Here is a 17808-nt window from a genome sequence, read left to right on the forward strand (position 1 = left end):
GCCATGACCGGGTTCGCCGAGCTCGTCGCCGCGACCAATTTCTCGTTCCTCGACGGGGCGAGCGATGCGGGCGCGATGGTCGGGCGCGCGGTGGAGCTGGGGCTTGGCGGCATCGGCATCGTCGATCGCAACACCGTCGCGGGCGTCGTCCGCGCGCACCAGGCGTTGAAGAAGGCACGCGACGGCCTGCTCGGCATGGCGATGCCGCCGATCGATTTCCGACTGGTGGTCGGTGCGCGGCTGGTGTTCGAGGATGGCACGCCCGACATCGTCGCCTACCCTTCGACCCGACGCGGCTGGGGACGACTGACCCGGTTGCTGACGGTCGGCAATCGCCGTGCCGAGAAGGGCGGCTGCATCCTCGGGCTCGGCGACCTGATCGCGCACCATGCCGACATGATGCTGGTCGTCATGCCCGAAAGCAGCGCGCGCGGCGCCGTGCCGGTATCGCCTTTGCCCGACGGCGACGCCTTGCCCGAACGAGGCGAGCGCGAGCTGCGGACGATCCTGAAGGCAGTAAAGCGACTGGGGCCGGACTCGATCTGGCTGGGCGTGACGATGCCGCGTGGCGGTCGCGATCGGCGGCGGCTGGCGCGGTTGGGGCGGATCGCCGATGCGGCGGGCGTTCCCGTGCTTGCGACCACCGACGCGCTCTATGCCTATACCGACGACCGCGACCTCCATGATGTCGTTACTTGCATCCGCGAGCGCACGACGATCCACAAGGCCGGGCGCCTGCTGGCCGCGAACGGCGAGCGGCATCTGAAGCCCGAGGAAGAGATCGCCCGGCTGTTCCGCGATCGCCCCGATGCGGTGGCGCAGAGCGCGCGGCTGTTGTCGCGGATCGCGTTCTCGCTCGACGATCTGAAATACGAATACCCGCACGAACCCATTCCGGCAGGCTGGGAGGCGCAGGATTGGCTCGAGCATCATGTCTGGCAGCTCGCGCTGGAACGCTATGACTACCGCGTGCCGGAAAAGATGCGGGCGCTGCTCCACGAGGAATTCGCGCTGATCCGGGAGCGCGAATACGCCTATTATTTCCTGACGGTGCACGACATCGTCCGGTTCGCGCGGGCGCAGGATCCGCCGATCCTGTGCCAGGGGCGCGGCTCCGCGGCCAACTCGGTGGTGTGCTACCTGCTCGGCGTCACCTCGGTCGATCCGATGAAATACGACCTTCTCTTCTCGCGGTTCGTGTCGAGCGAGCGCGACGAGCCGCCGGATATCGATGTCGATTTCGAGCATGAACGGCGCGAGGAGGTGATGCAGTATATCTATCGCCGCTATGGCCGCGACCGCGCCGCGATCGCCGCGACCGTCATCCATTATCGGCCCAAGAGCACGGTGCGCGAGGTCGGCAAGGCGCTCGGGCTGACCGAGGACGTGACGCAGCGGCTGACGAGTACGGTCTGGGGCAGTTTCTCGAGCCGGTTCCAGGAACAGCGCTTTGCCGAAACCGGCTTCGACGTCGACAATCCGGAGATCGCGCGGTTGCGCGAGATGGTCGACCGGCTGCTCGAATTTCCACGGCATCTGTCGCAGCATGTCGGCGGGTTCGTGCTCACGCAGGGGCGGCTTGACGAGATGGTGCCGATCCATAACGGCGCGATGGAGGAGCGCACCTTCATCGAATGGGACAAGGACGATATCGACGCGCTCGGGCTGATGAAGGTCGATATCCTAGCGCTCGGGATGCTGACGTGTATTCGGAAGGCATTCGACCTGATGCGTCGGCACGGACTCGGCGATCACCTCCTCGATACGATCGCGGTGGCCGAGGACGACCGGGTCTATGACATGCTGTGCAAGGGTGACAGCATCGGCGTGTTCCAGGTCGAGAGCCGGGCGCAGATCAACATGCTGCCGCGGTTGCGTCCCCGCGAGCTGTACGACCTGGTGGTGCAGGTGGCGATCGTCCGGCCCGGGCCGATCGAGGGGGACATGGTGCATCCGTATCTGCGGCGACGCAGCGGGAAGGAGGTGGCCGAATATCCCTCGCCCGATCCGAAGTTCGGGCCGGCCGACGAACTGAAGCAACTGCTCCGCTTCACCTACGGCGTACCGCTGTTCCAGGAGCAGGCGATGAAGCTGGCGATCGTCGCGGCAGGGTTCACGCCGAACGAGGCGAACCAGTTGCGCAAGTCGATGGCGACGTTCCGCAAGGTCGGCGGCATGGACAATTTCCACGCCAAGCTGATCGGCGGGATGGTCGGGCGGGGGTACAAGGCCGAGTTCGCGGAACGCTGTTTCAAGCAGATCGAGGGGTTTGGATCGTACGGATTTCCGGAGAGCCACGCGTTATCGTTCGCGCGGCTGGTGTATGTTTCGTCGTGGATCAAATGCTTCCATCCGGCGGTGTTCTGTTGCGCGCTGCTCAATTCGCAGCCGATGGGGTTTTACGCGCCGGCGCAACTGGTGCGCGATGCGGTGGAGCACGGGGTATGTGTGCTGCCGGTCGATGTGAATGCAAGCGGGTGGGATAACAGCCTGTCCTCCCCGACACGGGGAGGGGGACCGCGCGAAGCGGGGTGGAGGGGGGCTTCCGCGGACGTACCGCTGGCGGGGGTCCCTGTTAGGGGCGGCGCGAATGAGACTGCGACCCTTCCAGGTGGTACTTTTGCGGCGCCCCCCCTCCACCATCCTGCGGATGGTCCCCCTCCCCGTGCCGGGGAGGATTTGCGCCTTGGGTTTCGGCAGGTGGATGGGTTTCGGAAGGATTGGGCCGACGAGATCGTTCGCGTTCGGACCACGCCGTTCGCTAGCATCGAGGACCTGGCGCGGCGGGCGAACCTGCCACAGCGGGCGATGAACCTGCTCGCCGATGCGGATGCGTTTCGGTCGGTGGCGAAGGAGCGGCGCGAGGCTTTGTGGGATGTGCGCCGGACGCCGCCCAAGCAGCTTGCGCTGTTCGCTGCGGCAGAGGTGCCCGAGCTTGGCGTGGAGCCCGATGCACATCTGCCGGCGATGCCGCTGTCCGAGCAGGTTGCGGCGGATTATCAGACGACGCGGCTGTCGTTGAAGGCACATCCGATGCAATTCCTCCGCGCGCGCTTTGCCGCCGAGGGGATCCTGTCGAGCGCGCAGGCCAATGCGACCAAGGACGGGCGGCGCGCGAAGGTCGCGGGCGTGGTGCTGGTCCGCCAGCGGCCGGGCAAGGGCAATGCGATCTTCGTGACGATCGAGGACGAGACCGGGATCACCAACGGGCTGATGTGGGCGCGCGATTTCGAGGCGAACCGCCGCGCGGTGATGGCGTCGCGGCTGATGGTGCTGGAGGGCGTGATCCAGCGTAGCGAGGAAGGCGTCACACATCTGATGACGTCGCGGGTGCAGGATCGCACCGAGATGCTGCGGCTGTTGTCGGAAGATCACGCGCTGGAGCCGCCGCTTGCGCGGGTGGACGAGGTGATCCGGCCGGTCCTCACGCGGAGTCCCGATGCGCGTGCTCACCATCCGCGGGCGACGCATCCTCGCGATGTGCGTGTCCTCCCCAAGTCGCGCGACTTTCATTGAGGGTTATCGGCGCTCGTTGGTGTGGTGCCCAACATCGCCGAACGCTCAGTCACCCGCACCGGTTTGGCGCCTACCCCCTCCGAATAGAGGCGCCTCCCCGGCGGAGGCCGGGGTCCAGTTGGGAAACACTGCTGATAAAGGCTGCGCTCCGTAACTGCGACCTTTCCAACTGGACCCCGGCCTTCGCCGGGGAGGTGGCTTGTCTGAAGATGGAAATGCTGGCCAATTCGGGGGGGCACCGTGTCGCAAGGCCGTATCTATTGCCCACGCGCCCCCATAGATGTCGGATCCGTTAGCAAGACAAATGACGCCTCGACGCTGCGCGCCGAATGCCAAGGCACGTTTGTCGTGCCTGCCTATCCATCCTAAAGGTGGCATTCGCCGCGGGCGCCCCCCAGATAGCGCGTCTGGATTACACGGGAGTTGAACTTGGCCACGCTTGGAATGTCCCCCGCGGAGAAGGATGCCGTCGAGGCGTTCCGTCGCGATGTCGTCGAACCGTCGATGACGAGCCTCGTGATCATCGATTTCTGGGCGGAATGGTGCGGGCCGTGCAAGGCGCTGACGCCGACGCTGGAGAAGGTCGCCGCCGACTATGCCGACAAGGGCGTCGTGCTGGCGAAGGTCGATACCGACAAGAACCAGTTCATCGCCGCGCAATTCCAGATCAAGTCGATCCCGACCGTCTATGCGATGTTCCAGGGCCAGCTGGTCGCCGACATGACCAGTGCGCGCACCGAATCGCAGTTGCGGGTGATCCTCGACCAGTTGCTGAAGCAGCTGCCGATCGAAGCCGGCGCGACGGACGCGGTGCCCGACGTCGAGCCGTTGATCGCGATCGGCGAAGAGGCGCTCGCAGCCAATGATGGCGAGCGCGCGCTCGGGATTTTCCGCGAGATCGCCGAGATCGCGCCCGAGCATCCGCAGGTCCATGCCGGCTTCGTCCGCGCACTGGTCGCGACCGGGCAGCTCGACGAGGCGGCGGACTGGCTGGCGAACCTCGATCCGACGATCGCCAAGGACCCGGCGATCGCCCGCGCACAGGCGACGCTCGCACTCGCGCAGTCGGCGCCCCCGGTCGAGGACCTGTCGCCGCTGCTCGCTGCGGTCGAGGCGAACCCCGACGACCTGCACGCGCGGTTCGCGCTCGCCAACGGCCAGATGGCGGCGAACGACCGTGATGCGGCCGCCGACACGTTCCTTGGCATCATCGCCACCGAGCGCGACTGGAACGAGGGCGCGGCGCGGACGCAGTTGTTGAAACTGTTCGAGGTTGTCGGGCTTGAAGACCCGTGGGTGTCTGGACAGCGACGCCGCCTGTCTGCGATCCTGTTCGGATGACCACCGAGTCCGCCCCCCCGCGCGCCACCACGCGTCTGTCGATCTTCCCGTTGCCGGGGGCGTTGCTGTTCCCCGGCATGCACCTGCCGCTGCACATGTTCGAGCCGCGCTATCGGGCGATGATCAGCGATGCGATGGCGCGCGACCGGCGGATCGGCATGATCCAGCCGCGGGGCGGACCGCATGACGACGCGGATGCGCTGTACGACATCGGTTGCGTCGGCAAGATCGCCGAGGTCGAAGCGCTCGACGACGGGCGGTACAATGTCGTGCTGGAAGGCATCGCGCTGTTCCGGATCGTCCGCGAGTTGGACGTGACGACCGCATTCCGCCAGGTCGAGGCGGAGTTGCTGCCGTTAATCGAGGACGACGCGCTGTCGCTCGGCCGGCGATCATCGCTGGAACTGGAGTCGCGTCGGTTCGCGGACATGCAGGGCTATGCGGTCGACTGGGATGCGGTCGGACGGCTCGACGACGAGAGCCTGGTCAACGGCATCGCGCAGATCGCACCGTTCGACGCAGCCGCAAAACAGGCATTGCTCGAGGCGCCGGATATCGAACAGCGCGCCGAGCTGATCATCCAACTGATGCAGTTCTTCGGCCGCCACGACGGTGACGAATCGGTGACGCTGCAGTGAAGTCGCCCAGCAAGGGACGCGCGCATGGTGCCGTAATGATGATCGGCATGTTCTTCGCCAATCTGTTCGATCCCAAGAAGATCACCGCGATCGAACACGTCGCCACGCAGCGACGGATCGGCAGCGAGTCTGGTCGTATTGCACAGGCCGCCGCGGCGCCGCCTTCCCGGGGCGAAGGAGTTTGACGATGAACACCCTGGATCCCTGGCTGCTCAAGCGCCTCGTCTGCCCGATGACGCGCACGCCGCTCCGCTATGACGAGCCTGCGCAGGAACTGATTTCGGACGCGGCCGGCCTTGCTTACCCGATCCGCGATGGCGTGCCGGTGATGCTGGTCGAAGAGGCACGCCGGATCGACGAGACCGCCGGCTGATCGTCTCCCACTAGCGGCCCGTCCGCGTCGCTCCGGCCTCCCGGACTGCGGCGAGCGTCGGGTAGCCGTTTACGGCCATCAGTAGGTCGGCTTCGGCGAGGATGCATTTCAGCACATGCGCCGCGCCGTTCGCGCCGTCGAGCGCGAGGCCGTAGGTGTAGGGCCGGCCGATCCCGACCGCGGTGGCGCCGAGTGCGAGTGCCTTGACCACGTCGCTCCCCGACCGCACGCCGGAGTCGAACAGCACCGGCACGGCCCCGCTCGCCTCGACCACCGCGGGCAGCATGTCGATCGCGGCGATCCCGCCATTCGCCTGGCGTCCGCCGTGGTTCGAGCAATAGATCGCGTCCGCCCCCAGATCGATCGCGCGCCGCGCGTCGTCGGGATGGCAGATCCCCTTAAGGACGATCGGCAGCTTGGTCATCGACCGCAGCCACGGCATGTCTTCCCATGTCAGGACCTTGCCGAACGTCCCGGCCCATTGCCGCACCGCCGCGGGCAGGTCCTCGCGCGGTGGCTTGGCAAGCATCGTGCGGAAGACGGGATCGCTGAAGTAATTCTCCAGCACATGGCCGCGCAGTTGCGGGAAGTTCGCGACGTTCAGGTCGCGAGGGCGCCAGCCGGTGACCCAAGTGTCGAGCGTGACGACGATCGCCTTGTATCCGGCCGCCTCTGCACGGTGGACGAGGCTCTCGGCGAGCGGCTTGTCCTTGGGCGTGTAGAGCTGGAAGAAACCGGGCGTATCGCCCATCGCCGCGGCGACGTCCTCGAGCGGATCGTTCGACAGCGTCGACTGGACCAGCGGAACGCCGGTGAGCGCGGCCGCCCGCGCGGCGGCGAGATCGCCGTGGCCGTCCTGCGTGCACATCCCGTTGATCCCGACCGGGCTCATGAAGATCGGGCTGGGCAGCGTCATCCCGAACAGGTCGATCGAAAGGTCGCGGCGCGTGGCATCGACCATCATCCGCGGCGTCATGCCCCAATGCTGGAACGCGTCGGCATTCTGGCGTTGCGTGAATTCGTCGCCACACCCGCCCTGGAGATAGCCGAGCACCGACGGTGGCAAGGCCGCTGCCGCCCGAGCCTTGAGCGATGCGAAATCGACCGGGACCTTCGGGACGACACCGGCAAGGCCGGCGAAATAGATCTCGTTCTGGTAATCGCCGTAATGCGGCATGCGTTGCCCTCCGAAGCTGGTCGCGGTCAGTCCCGATAGCCCGGATTGACGCGGTCGAGCTTGCGCAACAGCGCGGGCCAGGCGAGTCCGTCGGCGAGCATCCGCATGCCTGTCGAACTCGATTGGCCCTCGACCTTTTCGGCGACGCCCTGGTTCGGATTGTTCAGATTCTCGCGACCGGCGCTGAGCATCAGGACCTGGGCTTCGCAGGCGCGTTCGAGGAAATACATCCGCAGGAACGCCTGCGGCACCGACTCGCCCACCGTCAGCGTGCCGTGGTTGCGCAGGATCATCGCGTTCTTCGTGCCGAGATCCTGCACCAGCCGTTCGCGTTCCTCCAGTTCCGTCGCGATGCCCTCGAAGTCGTGATAGGCGACGTCGTGCCCAGCGATCATCGCCGTCTGCGTATGCGGGAGGAGCCCTTCGGCCATCGCCGACACCGCCTGGCCGTGCGGCGTGTGGAGATGCAGCACCGCGACCGCATCGTGACGCGCGGCGTGAACCGCCGAGTGGATCACGAAGCCCGCGCGGTTGACCGGGGCGGGGGTGTCCATGACCTTGTTGCCGTCGACGTCGATCTTGACCAGCGACGATGCGGTGATCTCCTCGAACATGTGCGTGTACGGGTTGATCAGGAAATGATGCTCGGGGCCGGGGACGCGCGCGGACAGATGCGTGAAGATCAGATCGTCCCAGCCGTACAGCGCGACCAGCCGGTACGCGGCGGCGAGATCGACGCGCAACGCCCATTCCTCGGCCGATACCTGATCCTTGATCGTCGTTTCCGCCGCCGTCGGGTCCATCGCCTTCAATGCCGTCGCCATCATCCGCCTCCTTATGTTTGGCCCCTTGTACGACCGGCCTTCGACAAACTTTGTCTCGATGGTGACAATCTCGAAATTTCGCCTAGCCTTGCGCGATGCATGATCCGGATCACGCGATACTGGCGACCGATAGCTGGTTCGGCGCGATACCGGCGGCCCGTCGCGAGCGCCTGTTGCAGGAGGCGCGAGCCGAGGTGCTGGAAAACGGCGCGCGGATCTACGGCTCGGGCGATCCCCCGAACGGGTTGTGGGCGGTTCTGGACGGGCAGGTCCGGTTGAAGGGCTTGTCCGCCAATGGTGCCGAACTGCTCGCGCTGATCGTGCGGCCGGGGACGTGGTTCGGGGAATTGTCGACGCTGGACGGGCATCCAAGGCCGCACGACGCGACGGCGTTCGGCACGGCGCGACTGCTGCATGTGCCGGTGGCGGCGTTCGCGCGGGCGGCGGCGGCGGACCCGGAGCTCTACCGCGATCTCGGGCTGCTCGTGTGCGCGCACCAACGCACCGCCTTGCGGTTCATCGCGCAAAGCGTGGGGCAGTCGATCCGGGTGCGACTGGCGCAGGCGCTGATGCGCGCGTCGCAGGCGGGGGACGGTCGGATCACGATCCGTCAGGAGGAGCTTGCCGGCGTCGTCGGCATCGCGCGCCAGACGCTCAACCGGCATCTGAAGCGGTTCGAACGCGATGGCCTGGTCGCGGTGGCCTATGCGCAGGTCCGTATTCTCGACGTGCCCGGGCTGCGCGGCGTCATCACCGAATAGGGCATCGCCAAGCGCTTCTCCCGCGCGCTACACTCGCGGCCATGACGATCAGAATCGGTATTGGCGGCTGGACCTACGAGCCGTGGCGCGGGACCTTCTATCCGGAGAAATGGCCGCAGAAGCGCGAGCTCGATTATGCCGCCGAGCACGTCACCGCGATCGAAATCAACGGCACCTATTATGGCAGCCAGAAGCCCGCGACGTTCGCATCCTGGGCGAAGGCTGTGCCCGACGGGTTCGTCTTCTCGCTCAAGGCATCGCGCTACTGCACCAACCGGAAGGTGCTGGCCGAGGCGGGGGAGTCGATCGCCAAGTTCACCAGGCAGGGGATCGTCGAGCTCGGCGATCGGCTCGGGCCGATCCTGTGGCAGTTCATGGCGACCAAGAAATTCGACGCCGACGATTTCGCCGCGTTCCTGAAGCTGTTGCCGCCCGAGCAGGACGGGCTCGCGTTGCGCCACGCTATCCAGGTCCGTCACGAGAGTTTCGCGGTGCCGGAGTTCGTCGCGATGTGCCGCGATGCCGGCGTCGCGATCGTCTTCGCGCAGTCGGCGGAATACCCCGCGATCGCCGACGTGACCGGCGACTTCGTCTATGCGCGACTGGAGGATGCCGAGGAGCGCTTCGTCGCCGGCTACGCGCCGACCGCGCTGGATGAATGGGCGGACAAGGCGAAGACCTGGGCCGCGGGGGGACGGCCTGAGGGCTTGCCGTATGTCGAAGACGCCGCGCCGGCGAAGACGCCCCGTGAGACGTTCGTGTTCTTCATCAACGGCGCCAAGGTTCGCGCTCCGCATGCGGCGATGGCGCTGATCGACCGGGTGCGGGGGTAAGTAGCGTGCGGTCATTCGAACAACAGTTCGTAGTGCCCGATCAGCGTGGTTCGACTTCGCTTGCCCAATTACGGACATTCACGCATTGGCTGTATCGCCAACAAATGGACGGACCATTCGCCCCCCTTGTTGTCGGCATCCTTGTTGCCGGGCGGACGATCTTCGTTTTGTTTAGCGGATCAGCTTCGGCGGACAACAAGGGCCTGCTGCGCAAGGAGCAGCCAATGACCTACTGGCTTATCATCGCGATAGGCTTGGTCGGCTCGATCGTTCTGTTCGCGACCGCTTATCACCTGCGGAACGGCAGCCAACCTCTCCCACTCCGGCCATTCCGCTTTCGCCCACGTTCAGACGTTATGGGCCTTCACGGCGCTTGCTCAAGAGCGGGCCCTCGTTCAGGTTCCCCGTATGACGGTGAAACCCAACCGGCCAACGACGTTCGGCGCTTTCGCCATCGCGATTACAATGGTCGTGAACGGCTGCACCGCTTCCCGAAGCGCATTCACTCCGTCAGTATTCGAAACGGCTAAATCGGCATGTGACGCAGCAGATGCTTACATTTCAAGATCAAACCCAAAGGCCATTGGGTTTCGAGGGCACGCAGCATACCACGCTGAACAAGCAAAATGCCTGTAGAGCGTCTGAAAGGGACGGACGCGAGGGTAATCGGCTTTATCAGCGAACCGCCCAGCTAAATAGCCGATGTCGCCCATTACCGGACATTAGGCTTCCTCATGCTTGGCTAACAACCTGCCGTTCGCTTTTGCTCACGATACGGAGAGTGTCCGTACGGAGCCGTCTCGCTGCCATCCTCTCGACGTTCGAACATAGCGAGCGTCGAACTCACCACCGCAAAGTCCCGTGCAACGGTAAGCGAAGTGAACGATAGCAGATTGTCGGTCAGCGCTGATCTCCGGAATTTGGATCGTGTAGATGCTAGCCGGACGCGTGTTTGTTCCCACCAAGGGGACATGGACCGCCGCACGCCTTCGCGCGTCGCTGTCTGCCAGCAGATAACCCGTAGGCAATATATCCTTTAGCTCAGGGCACATCCCCAACAGATCATGGTGGTTCGTGTTGGGCCCTTCATAGTAGATGTCGGAACTTCCGCCCAAGTCGGCTGGGGGCAAATCGCGAAGTGCGGCACGCCCAACTTCGCAAATCTGCTGCGTCCTCGCCGCGTTTGGCACCTCCGCTACGATCATGGAAACTACCATCAAGGCCAGCATGGTCACCCTCTTGAATATAGAGCCTATGCTCGTCCGGTCACGTTTCTCACGCAAGCTCAAATCGTGCGCAAACGCTATCGCCTAGCTTTCGCGCAACCCTTGACGGCTGCAAACACGCTGGGAACCACCAGTCCGCTAACCTTCCCAACCCAGCCGTCATATCACGCCGCGTTGTCGATCCCGAGTTCGCCGAGCTTGCGGTAGAGCGTCGAGCGGCCGATGCCGAGGCGGCGGGCGACTTCGGTCATGCGGCCGCGGTAGTGGCCGATCGCGAGGCGGATAACGTCGGCTTCGATCTCCTCTAGCGCACGGAGGTTGCCGTCGGGGCGGAACAACGTGACGCCGCCGCCGCCGACCGCTGCCGGCGCGGATGGACGCTCGCGCGTGCCGAGCGCGGCGATCTCGGGGAAATCCTCTTCGGTCAGCGCGGTGTCCTCGCACAGCACGGCGGCGCGGAAGAGCGCGTTCTGCAACTGGCGGACGTTGCCGGGCCAGTCGTACTGGACCAGCAGCGCGAGCGCGGAATCGGTGATGCCGAGCGGTCGCAACCCAGGCTGTTCGGCAATCCGCGCGAGCAGGTGGCGGGCGAGCGCGGGGATGTCGCCGGTGCGTTCGCGCAATGGCGGGATCGTTACCTGGACGGCGTTGAGGCGGTAATACAGGTCTTCGCGGAAGCGCCCCGCCTCGACCTCGTCCAGCAGTTTGGTATTGGTCGCGGCGATCACGCGGACGTCGACTTCGCGCGGGTGGCGGGCGCCGATGGCGAGGACTTGGCCGGTTTGCAGGACGTGCAACAGCTTCGCCTGCGCCTCGAGCGGCATCTCGCCGACCTCGTCGAGGAACAGCGTGCCGCCGTCGGCGTCGTGGAACCGGCCGATCTTGCGCTCGAACGCGCCGGTGAACGCGCCCTTCTCATGCCCGAACACCTCCGATTCGATCAGGTTCGCGGGAATCGCGCCGCAATTGACGCTGATCATCGGCTTCTTCGCGCGCGGGGAGGCGGCATGGATCGCCTCGGCGATGACGTCCTTGCCGACGCCGATCTCACCTTCGAGCAGGATCGCGACGCGGGCGCGGGCGGCTTTCGCGGCGATCGCGAGGGCAGCGCGGAAATCGGGGGAGGAGCCGACGATCTCGTCGAACGCGAGCAGGGCGGGGATCTTCTCGGTCAGCGGGCGAAGCTCGCCCGACGATTTGCCGACCACCGCCGCGTCCAGCGCGGCGAGCAGGCGGTCGGGGGCAAGCGGCTTGACCAGGAAATCGGTGGCGCCGGCGCGCATCGCGCTGACCGCGTGCGCGACCGATCCGTTCGCCGTGATGACCAGGATCGGCAGCGCCGGGCGCCGTTCGCGCAGCGTCGCGATCAGGGTGGTGGCATCCTCGTCGGGCGCCCAGTGATCGATCACGATCGCATCGAGCTGCATGCCGTCCTGCGTACCGAGTGTGGCGATCGCGGTCTCGTCGTCCGCCGCGAAGACCGCGCGCCAGCCGCCTCGCGCCGCGAGGGCAGCCACCAGCCGCCGCTGCGTGGGCTCGTCGTCGATCAGCAATAATAGGCGCTGGCCATTGCGCGTCATGGCGAATCCTGTCCCGTTCCGGCACGTGCAATAGCTAGCGCAAGTAAAGAGCGACTTAAATGTCCTGCTTGGCGATCCTGGATACGCGCGATAAGGTCTCGGCCATAGAGGATGGCACTGACAGGATTGGGGCACGAACCATGGCCGGCAACGGGGACATGAAGGCGCACGTCGCGACCTATTCGAGCGTGACGGGAATGATGAAATGGGGCGCAGTCGGGTGTGCGCTGGTCGTCGCGCTCGTGATCTGGCTGATCTCGTAACGCCATGAAGATCGCCGTCCTGAAAGAGCAAGCGGACGGCGAGCGGCGGGTATCCGCGACGCCGGAAACAGTGAAAAAGTTTATTGCGCTGGGGGCTGTGCTCGCCGTCGAGGCGGGGGCGGGGGATACTGCTTCGATCGCCGATGCCGCGTACTCGGATGCGGGCGCGTCGGTAGGCGACCGTGCGGCGACGCTGGCGGGGGCGGATATCGTGCTCGGCGTGCAGGGGCCTGATCCTGCTTCGCTCGACGGCGTGACGCCGAGGGCGTGGATTGTTGCCAGCCTCAATCCCTTTGCCGAGCGCGCGCGAGTCGAGGCTTATGCTGCGGCGGGCTACGAAGCGCTGGCGATGGAGTTCATGCCGCGCATCACGCGCGCGCAGTCGATGGACATCCTGTCGTCGCAGTCGAACCTGTCGGGCTACAAGGCGGTGCTCGACGCGGCGGCCGAATATGGTCGCGCGTTTCCGATGATGATGACTGCGGCGGGGACGATCTCGGCCGCCAAAGCCTTCGTGATGGGCGTCGGCGTGGCCGGCTTGCAGGCGATCGCGACTGCGCGGCGTCTCGGCGCGCAGGTGTCGGCTACCGACGTGCGCGCTGCGACCCGCGAGCAGATCCAGTCGCTCGGCGCGAAGCCGATCTTCGTCGAGAACGTCGCGGGGATCGAAGGCGAGGGGACGGGTGGGTATGCCGGCGAGATGTCGCCCGAATACCAGGCGGCGCAGGCGGAGCTCGTGTCGGGGCATATCGCCAAGCAGGATATCGTCATCACGACGGCGCTGATCCCGGGACGTGCCGCGCCGCGGCTGATCTCGGCGGCGCAGGTTGCGAGCATGAAACCGGGATCGGTGATCGTCGATCTTGCGGTCGAGCAGGGCGGCAACGTCGAGGGCTCGGTCGCGGGCGAGGTGGTCGTCGTGAACGGCGTCAAGATCGTCGGTCACCGCAACGTGCCGTCTCGGTTGGCGGCAGACGCGAGCGCCTTGTTCTCGCGAAACCTGTTCAACTTCCTCAACGCCTTCTGGGACAAGGACGCCGGGCGACCCGTACTCGACGCCGAGATCGGCGATGCGATCCGGCTGACGCAGGGCGGCAAGATCGTGAACCCAAGGCTGCTGGCATGATCTTCTATCCTCCCCTGCAAGGGGAGGTGGCGCGCCCTGGCGCGACGGAGGGGTGTCGCCAGTCGTTATTTCGCGCACCATCACTGCGGACGACACCCCTCCGTCAGGCAAGTGCCTGCCACCTCCCCTGCAAGGGGAGGATCTAGAGATGCTGCAAGGAGCGGGAACGACTGGGGCTTTGGCCAAGCAGCTTCGAGCGACGATGTCTCCGCCCGAAATCACATTGTGGCTTGCGTTGCGGGAGCGACCGGCTGGTTTGAAGTTTCGGAAGCAGCATCCCTCGGGTCCGTACGTTGCGGACTTCTACTGTCATCCTGCGCGGTTGATCATCGAAGTTGACGGCCAAGCGCATGATTATGGTGATCACCCAGCGCGCGATGCCGCACGTGATTCCTGGTTCGAAGGACGTGGCATCGCCGTTCTGCGTATCCCGGCTATCGAGATTTTCCACGATTGCGACGCGATGGTTCGAGGTATCGTGGCACTTGCAGCCGAGCGACTCGCCGCACAGGAGGAATAGCATGGACTTTATCGCGATCCTGTCGATCTTCGTGCTGGCGTGTTTCGTCGGGTATTTCGTCGTCTGGGCGGTGACGCCGGCGTTGCATACGCCTTTGATGGCGGTGACCAATGCGATCTCTTCGGTGATCATCGTCGGCGCGCTGATTGCTGCGGCTGCGGCAGGCATCGGCGCCGGATCGGGCGTGGCCAAGGCACTCGGTTTGCTTGCCGTGGTGCTGGCGAGCATCAATATCTTCGGCGGCTTCGCGGTCACCGCGCGGATGCTGGCGATGTACAAGAAAAAGGAACGGCCGGTCGCGCCTGCTGCGAGCAAGTGAGCGATACGGACGTGAAGGGGACGCGCGATGCATGAACTGACGGTCAGCCCCTGGGCATCGCTCGCCTATCTCGTCGCGGGGGTGTGCTTCATCCTCGCGCTGCGCGGGCTGTCGAGCCCCGCGTCGAGCCAGCGCGGCAATCGGTTCGGCATCATCGGCATGACCATCGCGGTCGTGACCACGCTGGTGACGCATGTGCCATTCGTTCAGCACCTTCTCGTTTCCGACACCGGATCTACGATAGCCGTGCGCGCTATCGACTGGACCACGGTCGTCGAAATCCTTGCGGCGATCGGCGTCGGCGCGGCGATCGGTCTCGTGACAGCACGCCGGATCGCGATGACCGCGATGCCGCAGCTCGTTGCCGCGTTCCACAGCCTCGTCGGTCTCGCCGCGGTACTGGTCGGCATCGCGGCCTATCTCAACCCGCAGGCATTCGGGATCTCCGACCTCGTCATCCCGCTGATCGGCCAACCCTTCGCGGTGATCCACCCCGTCAGCCGGATCGAACTCGGCCTCGGCGTGGCGATCGGTGCGATCACCTTCTCGGGCTCGGTCATCGCGTTCCTGAAGCTCAACGGCAACATGGGCGGCAAGCCGATCATGCTGCCCGGCCGCCACGTCATCAACCTCGCGCTGCTCGCCGGCATCCTGGGGCTGATCGCGTATTTCGTCACCGACCAGGCACCGTGGATCTTCTGGACGATCGTGATCCTGAGCTTCGTCATCGGCTTCCTGCTGATCGTCCCGATCGGCGGCGCGGATATGCCGGTGGTGGTCAGCATGCTCAATTCCTATTCGGGCTGGGCGGCCGCCGCGATGGGCTTCACGCTCCACAACAGCGCGATGATCATCACCGGCGCGCTGGTCGGCAGCTCGGGCGCGATCCTCAGCTACATCATGTGCCGCGCGATGAACCGTAGCTTCATCAGCGTGATCGCAGGCGGCTTCGGGACGAGCGATGCAGGCGCGGGAAGTGGCGGCTCAGCCGTCGATCGACCGTGGAAACGCGGCTCGGCGGAGGATGCCGCGTTCCTGATGAGCCAGGCCGAGCAGGTCATCATCGTCCCCGGTTATGGCATGGCGGTCGCGCAGGCTCAGCACGTCCTGCGCGAGATGGGCGACAAGCTGAAGGCCGAGGGCGTCCGCGTGAAATACGCGATCCACCCCGTCGCGGGGCGCATGCCGGGGCACATGAACGTCCTGCTGGCCGAGGCGAACGTGCCGTATGACGACGTGTTCGAGCTGGAGGACATCAACAGCGAGTTCGCGCAGACCGACGTCGCGTTCGTGATCGGTGCCAACGACGTGACCAATCCCGCCGCGAAGACCGACAAGACGTCGCCGATTTACGGCATGCCCGTGCTTGATGTCGAGAAAGCGAAGACCGTGCTGTTCATCAAGCGGTCGATGGGCGGCGTCGGCTATGCAGGCGTCGATAACGAACTGTTCTATCGCGACAATACGATGATGCTGCTGGCCGACGCGAAGAAGATGGTCGAGGATATCGTCAAGGCACTCGACTGAGCTCTTCGCGTGGGGTTCCCAACTGCAACGGAACTCGATCCAGTTCGGGTGTAACTCCTCACCTGACACAGGTTAGTCTCCGTATCATAGCGGAGACCTTGATGACCCTATCTGACGGCCCGCCTGACGCGGCGAATTACGACACGGGGATCGACGCGATCCTTATCGCCGGGCCCGGCGCACCGGACCGGCTGGCCGTTGCCCTTGCCGCGCTGAACGGTCGGATCGTTGCCCGACTCGATTGGCCGGCAGGCTTCGGCGATCATGCGACGCCGCAGGTCATCGTCGTCGAGGCCGGCGGAGTCGATCCAGCGATAATAGCCGAACACCTGCCAGGAATCGTCCATCAGGCGGCTTCAATGCAGGCGGGACTGGTCGTTGCCATGGGCGTCGACGAGATCGACGTTGTCGCCGCGGCGACGCTCGGCGGCAGCACGCGGTTGCTGGTCGATCCCACCGTCGGTGATTGCGTGGCGGCGATCGTGGTCGCTGCCGAGGCGGCGCGTATCCCGGCGGGCGTCTTCGATGTTCACCGCGAGACCGACGGCACGCGGCTCGAGCGACTGAACACCGAGGTCGCGCGGATCGCCGAGGCGCTCGCCCGACTGACGCGGGCGGAGATCGAGGGCGACGCACCTGTCGCACCGATCGTCGGCGACCGCACCAATCGCTACGGCGCACCGCCCGCCTTGGTAGAGCCCAGCGCGGCGGATGTCCGTCGGGCGATCCGCGCGCGCCGCTTGCGCGACCAGTTCTTCGGCGCGACATTGTTCGAGGACCCTGGCTGGGACATGCTGCTCGATCTCTACGCCGCCGAGCTTGAGCGGGGCCGCGTTTCGGTGTCGAGCCTGTGCATCGCAGCGGCAGTCGCGCCGACCACTGCGCTGCGCTGGATCGCGCGGATGACCGACACCGGATTGTTCGAACGCCGTCCCGACCTGCTCGACCGACGCCGCGCCTTCATGGTGCTGTCCGATCGCGCGAGCGAGGCGATGCGCGGGTACATCGTAGCCACCAAGGGCGCCGACCTGCGCATTCCGTGATTTTAGCTTGCCCCGGCCGCCCGGCTTTGGCATCGGACGTCCACCCGAGAGGGGCGATTAGCTCAGTTGGTAGAGCGTCTCGTTTACACCGAGAATGTCGGCGGTTCGAGCCCGTCATTGTCCACCGTTATCCGCCATCTTCTACAGTTCGCGAACCAACCGCACCGCGACCGCGATCCAGGCGGGGTCGGCGATGGTGAGCGACTGCGTGCCGGTGCCCGGCGGCAGGACGGTGACGTCGCCGTTGCATTGCGTGAGCCGTCCGAACGCGAACCGTCCTGCCGGTTGCGGGACGAGGATGTCGCGGTTGAGCGCGGTTGTGAAATCTCGGGGGGCCAGCGTTGCCGCCCAGATTACATCGCCTGCGCGGTATTCGCCGGTGCCGTTCGCGACGGTTATTGCGATCTGGCCTGGCGCGACTTGAGGCGGTGGTGCCGTAGTAGTTCGCCGGGGGGCGTGGGCTTCGCGGCCGTCTAGAATCGCGGCGACGGGCAGGTCGGTACGGCCTGGCAATTTCACAAGATCGCTTGCCTCGACGCCCAGTGCGGCGGCGATCCGGTTGAGCCAGCCGATCGAGACGGTGCGCGTGCCGGTCTCCAGGCGCCCGATCGTCTGCGCGGTGGTCGGTGGATCGCAACGCCTGGCGACGTCCTCCAGGGTCAGTCCCTTAGTGCGCCGGACTTCCCGAATGGCGGTGATCATTGAACGGTTCCAAACCAGATAGGTTATTCAGCTGTCCTA

Annotated in this window: 18 protein-coding genes and 1 tRNA gene; 15 read left to right on the forward strand and 4 right to left on the reverse strand. The window is 65.5% G+C overall.

All coding sequences use genetic code 11. The features are described 5' to 3' along the window. Positions 1–3 precede the first annotated feature (3 nt). The 5 genes from AC59GX_RS10740 to AC59GX_RS10760 all read left to right on the forward strand — a co-directional run bounded on the left by AC59GX_RS10740 (position 4) and on the right by AC59GX_RS10760 (position 5868). Entirely contained in the window at positions 4–3516 is a 3513-nt protein-coding gene (locus AC59GX_RS10740) for an error-prone DNA polymerase (RefSeq protein WP_426283025.1), read from the forward strand. Positions 3517–3960: 444 nt separating this feature from the next. Next, positions 3961–4857, forward strand: coding sequence for a tetratricopeptide repeat protein (locus AC59GX_RS10745; RefSeq protein ID WP_426283493.1), 897 nt, complete (start codon positions 3961–3963; stop codon positions 4855–4857). Further along, a complete protein-coding gene (locus tag AC59GX_RS10750; protein WP_056064511.1) occupies positions 4854–5495 on the forward strand; it encodes an LON peptidase substrate-binding domain-containing protein in 642 nt (213 codons plus the stop codon). Before AC59GX_RS10745 ends, AC59GX_RS10750 begins: the two co-directional genes overlap by 4 nt. 38 nt (positions 5496–5533) lie before the next feature. After that, positions 5534–5680 (forward strand): hypothetical protein, encoded by a 147-nt coding sequence (locus AC59GX_RS10755; RefSeq protein ID WP_497301670.1) that lies wholly within the window; start codon positions 5534–5536, stop codon positions 5678–5680. A gap of 2 nt (positions 5681–5682) precedes the next feature. Further along, a complete protein-coding gene (locus AC59GX_RS10760) occupies positions 5683–5868 on the forward strand; it encodes a Trm112 family protein (RefSeq protein ID WP_426283023.1) in 186 nt (61 codons plus the stop codon). Positions 5869–5878: 10 nt separating this feature from the next. Here the strand turns inward: AC59GX_RS10760 and AC59GX_RS10765 are convergent, their stop codons facing one another. Both AC59GX_RS10765 and AC59GX_RS10770 read right to left on the reverse strand, forming a co-directional pair. Beyond that, positions 5879–7045, reverse strand: coding sequence for an alpha-hydroxy-acid oxidizing protein (locus AC59GX_RS10765; RefSeq protein ID WP_426283022.1), 1167 nt, complete (start codon positions 7043–7045; stop codon positions 5879–5881). A 26-nt stretch (positions 7046–7071) separates the two neighbouring features. Then, entirely contained in the window at positions 7072–7869 is a 798-nt protein-coding gene (locus tag AC59GX_RS10770) for a class II aldolase/adducin family protein (protein WP_426283491.1), read from the reverse strand. A 95-nt stretch (positions 7870–7964) separates the two neighbouring features. On the opposite strand from AC59GX_RS10770, the gene AC59GX_RS10775 reads away from it, so the two are divergent. The 3 genes from AC59GX_RS10775 to AC59GX_RS10785 all read left to right on the forward strand — a co-directional run bounded on the left by AC59GX_RS10775 (position 7965) and on the right by AC59GX_RS10785 (position 9993). Continuing rightward, positions 7965–8630, forward strand: a complete 666-nt coding sequence (locus tag AC59GX_RS10775) for a Crp/Fnr family transcriptional regulator (protein ID WP_426283021.1) — start codon at positions 7965–7967, stop codon at positions 8628–8630. A gap of 41 nt (positions 8631–8671) precedes the next feature. Beyond that, complete coding sequence (locus tag AC59GX_RS10780) at positions 8672–9463, forward strand: DUF72 domain-containing protein (RefSeq protein ID WP_426283020.1); 792 nt, start codon at positions 8672–8674, stop codon at positions 9461–9463. A 104-nt stretch (positions 9464–9567) separates the two neighbouring features. Further along, a complete protein-coding gene (locus AC59GX_RS10785; RefSeq protein ID WP_426283019.1) occupies positions 9568–9993 on the forward strand; it encodes a hypothetical protein in 426 nt (141 codons plus the stop codon). Positions 9994–10853: 860 nt separating this feature from the next. Here AC59GX_RS10785 and AC59GX_RS10790 read toward each other — a convergent pair. Further along, a complete protein-coding gene (locus AC59GX_RS10790) occupies positions 10854–12269 on the reverse strand; it encodes a sigma-54-dependent transcriptional regulator (protein WP_426283018.1) in 1416 nt (471 codons plus the stop codon). 140 nt (positions 12270–12409) lie between these two features. Here AC59GX_RS10790 and AC59GX_RS10795 point away from each other — a divergent pair, with 140 nt between their 5' ends. The 7 genes from AC59GX_RS10795 (at position 12410) to AC59GX_RS10825 (ending at position 17191) form a co-directional block, all read left to right on the forward strand. After that, positions 12410–12532: an aa3-type cytochrome c oxidase subunit IV gene (locus tag AC59GX_RS10795; RefSeq protein ID WP_082441508.1), complete on the forward strand. Its 123-nt coding sequence runs from the start codon at positions 12410–12412 to the stop codon at positions 12530–12532. 4 nt (positions 12533–12536) lie between these two features. Continuing rightward, positions 12537–13658: an NAD(P) transhydrogenase subunit alpha gene (locus AC59GX_RS10800; protein WP_426283017.1), complete on the forward strand. Its 1122-nt coding sequence runs from the start codon at positions 12537–12539 to the stop codon at positions 13656–13658. Between the two features lie 178 nt (positions 13659–13836). Next, positions 13837–14178 (forward strand): endonuclease domain-containing protein, encoded by a 342-nt coding sequence (locus AC59GX_RS10805; RefSeq protein ID WP_426283016.1) that lies wholly within the window; start codon positions 13837–13839, stop codon positions 14176–14178. 1 nt (position 14179) lies between these two features. Beyond that, the gene (locus AC59GX_RS10810; protein WP_056064542.1) at positions 14180–14497 is read left to right on the forward strand and encodes an NAD(P) transhydrogenase subunit alpha part 2; all 318 of its coding nucleotides are present in this window, start codon (positions 14180–14182) and stop codon (positions 14495–14497) included. A 27-nt stretch (positions 14498–14524) separates the two neighbouring features. Further along, positions 14525–16024, forward strand: a complete 1500-nt coding sequence (locus tag AC59GX_RS10815) for an NAD(P)(+) transhydrogenase (Re/Si-specific) subunit beta (protein WP_426283014.1) — start codon at positions 14525–14527, stop codon at positions 16022–16024. 101 nt (positions 16025–16125) lie between these two features. After that, a complete protein-coding gene (locus AC59GX_RS10820; protein WP_426283013.1) occupies positions 16126–17067 on the forward strand; it encodes a hypothetical protein in 942 nt (313 codons plus the stop codon). A 51-nt stretch (positions 17068–17118) separates the two neighbouring features. Then, positions 17119–17191 (forward strand) — tRNA-Val (locus AC59GX_RS10825). A gap of 17 nt (positions 17192–17208) precedes the next feature. Here AC59GX_RS10825 and AC59GX_RS10830 read toward each other — a convergent pair. After that, positions 17209–17769, reverse strand: a complete 561-nt coding sequence (locus AC59GX_RS10830) for a helix-turn-helix domain-containing protein (protein ID WP_426283012.1) — start codon at positions 17767–17769, stop codon at positions 17209–17211. Positions 17770–17808: the final 39 nt, after the last annotated feature.

Source organism: Sphingomonas sp. 320_CC (genome assembly GCF_059691795.1).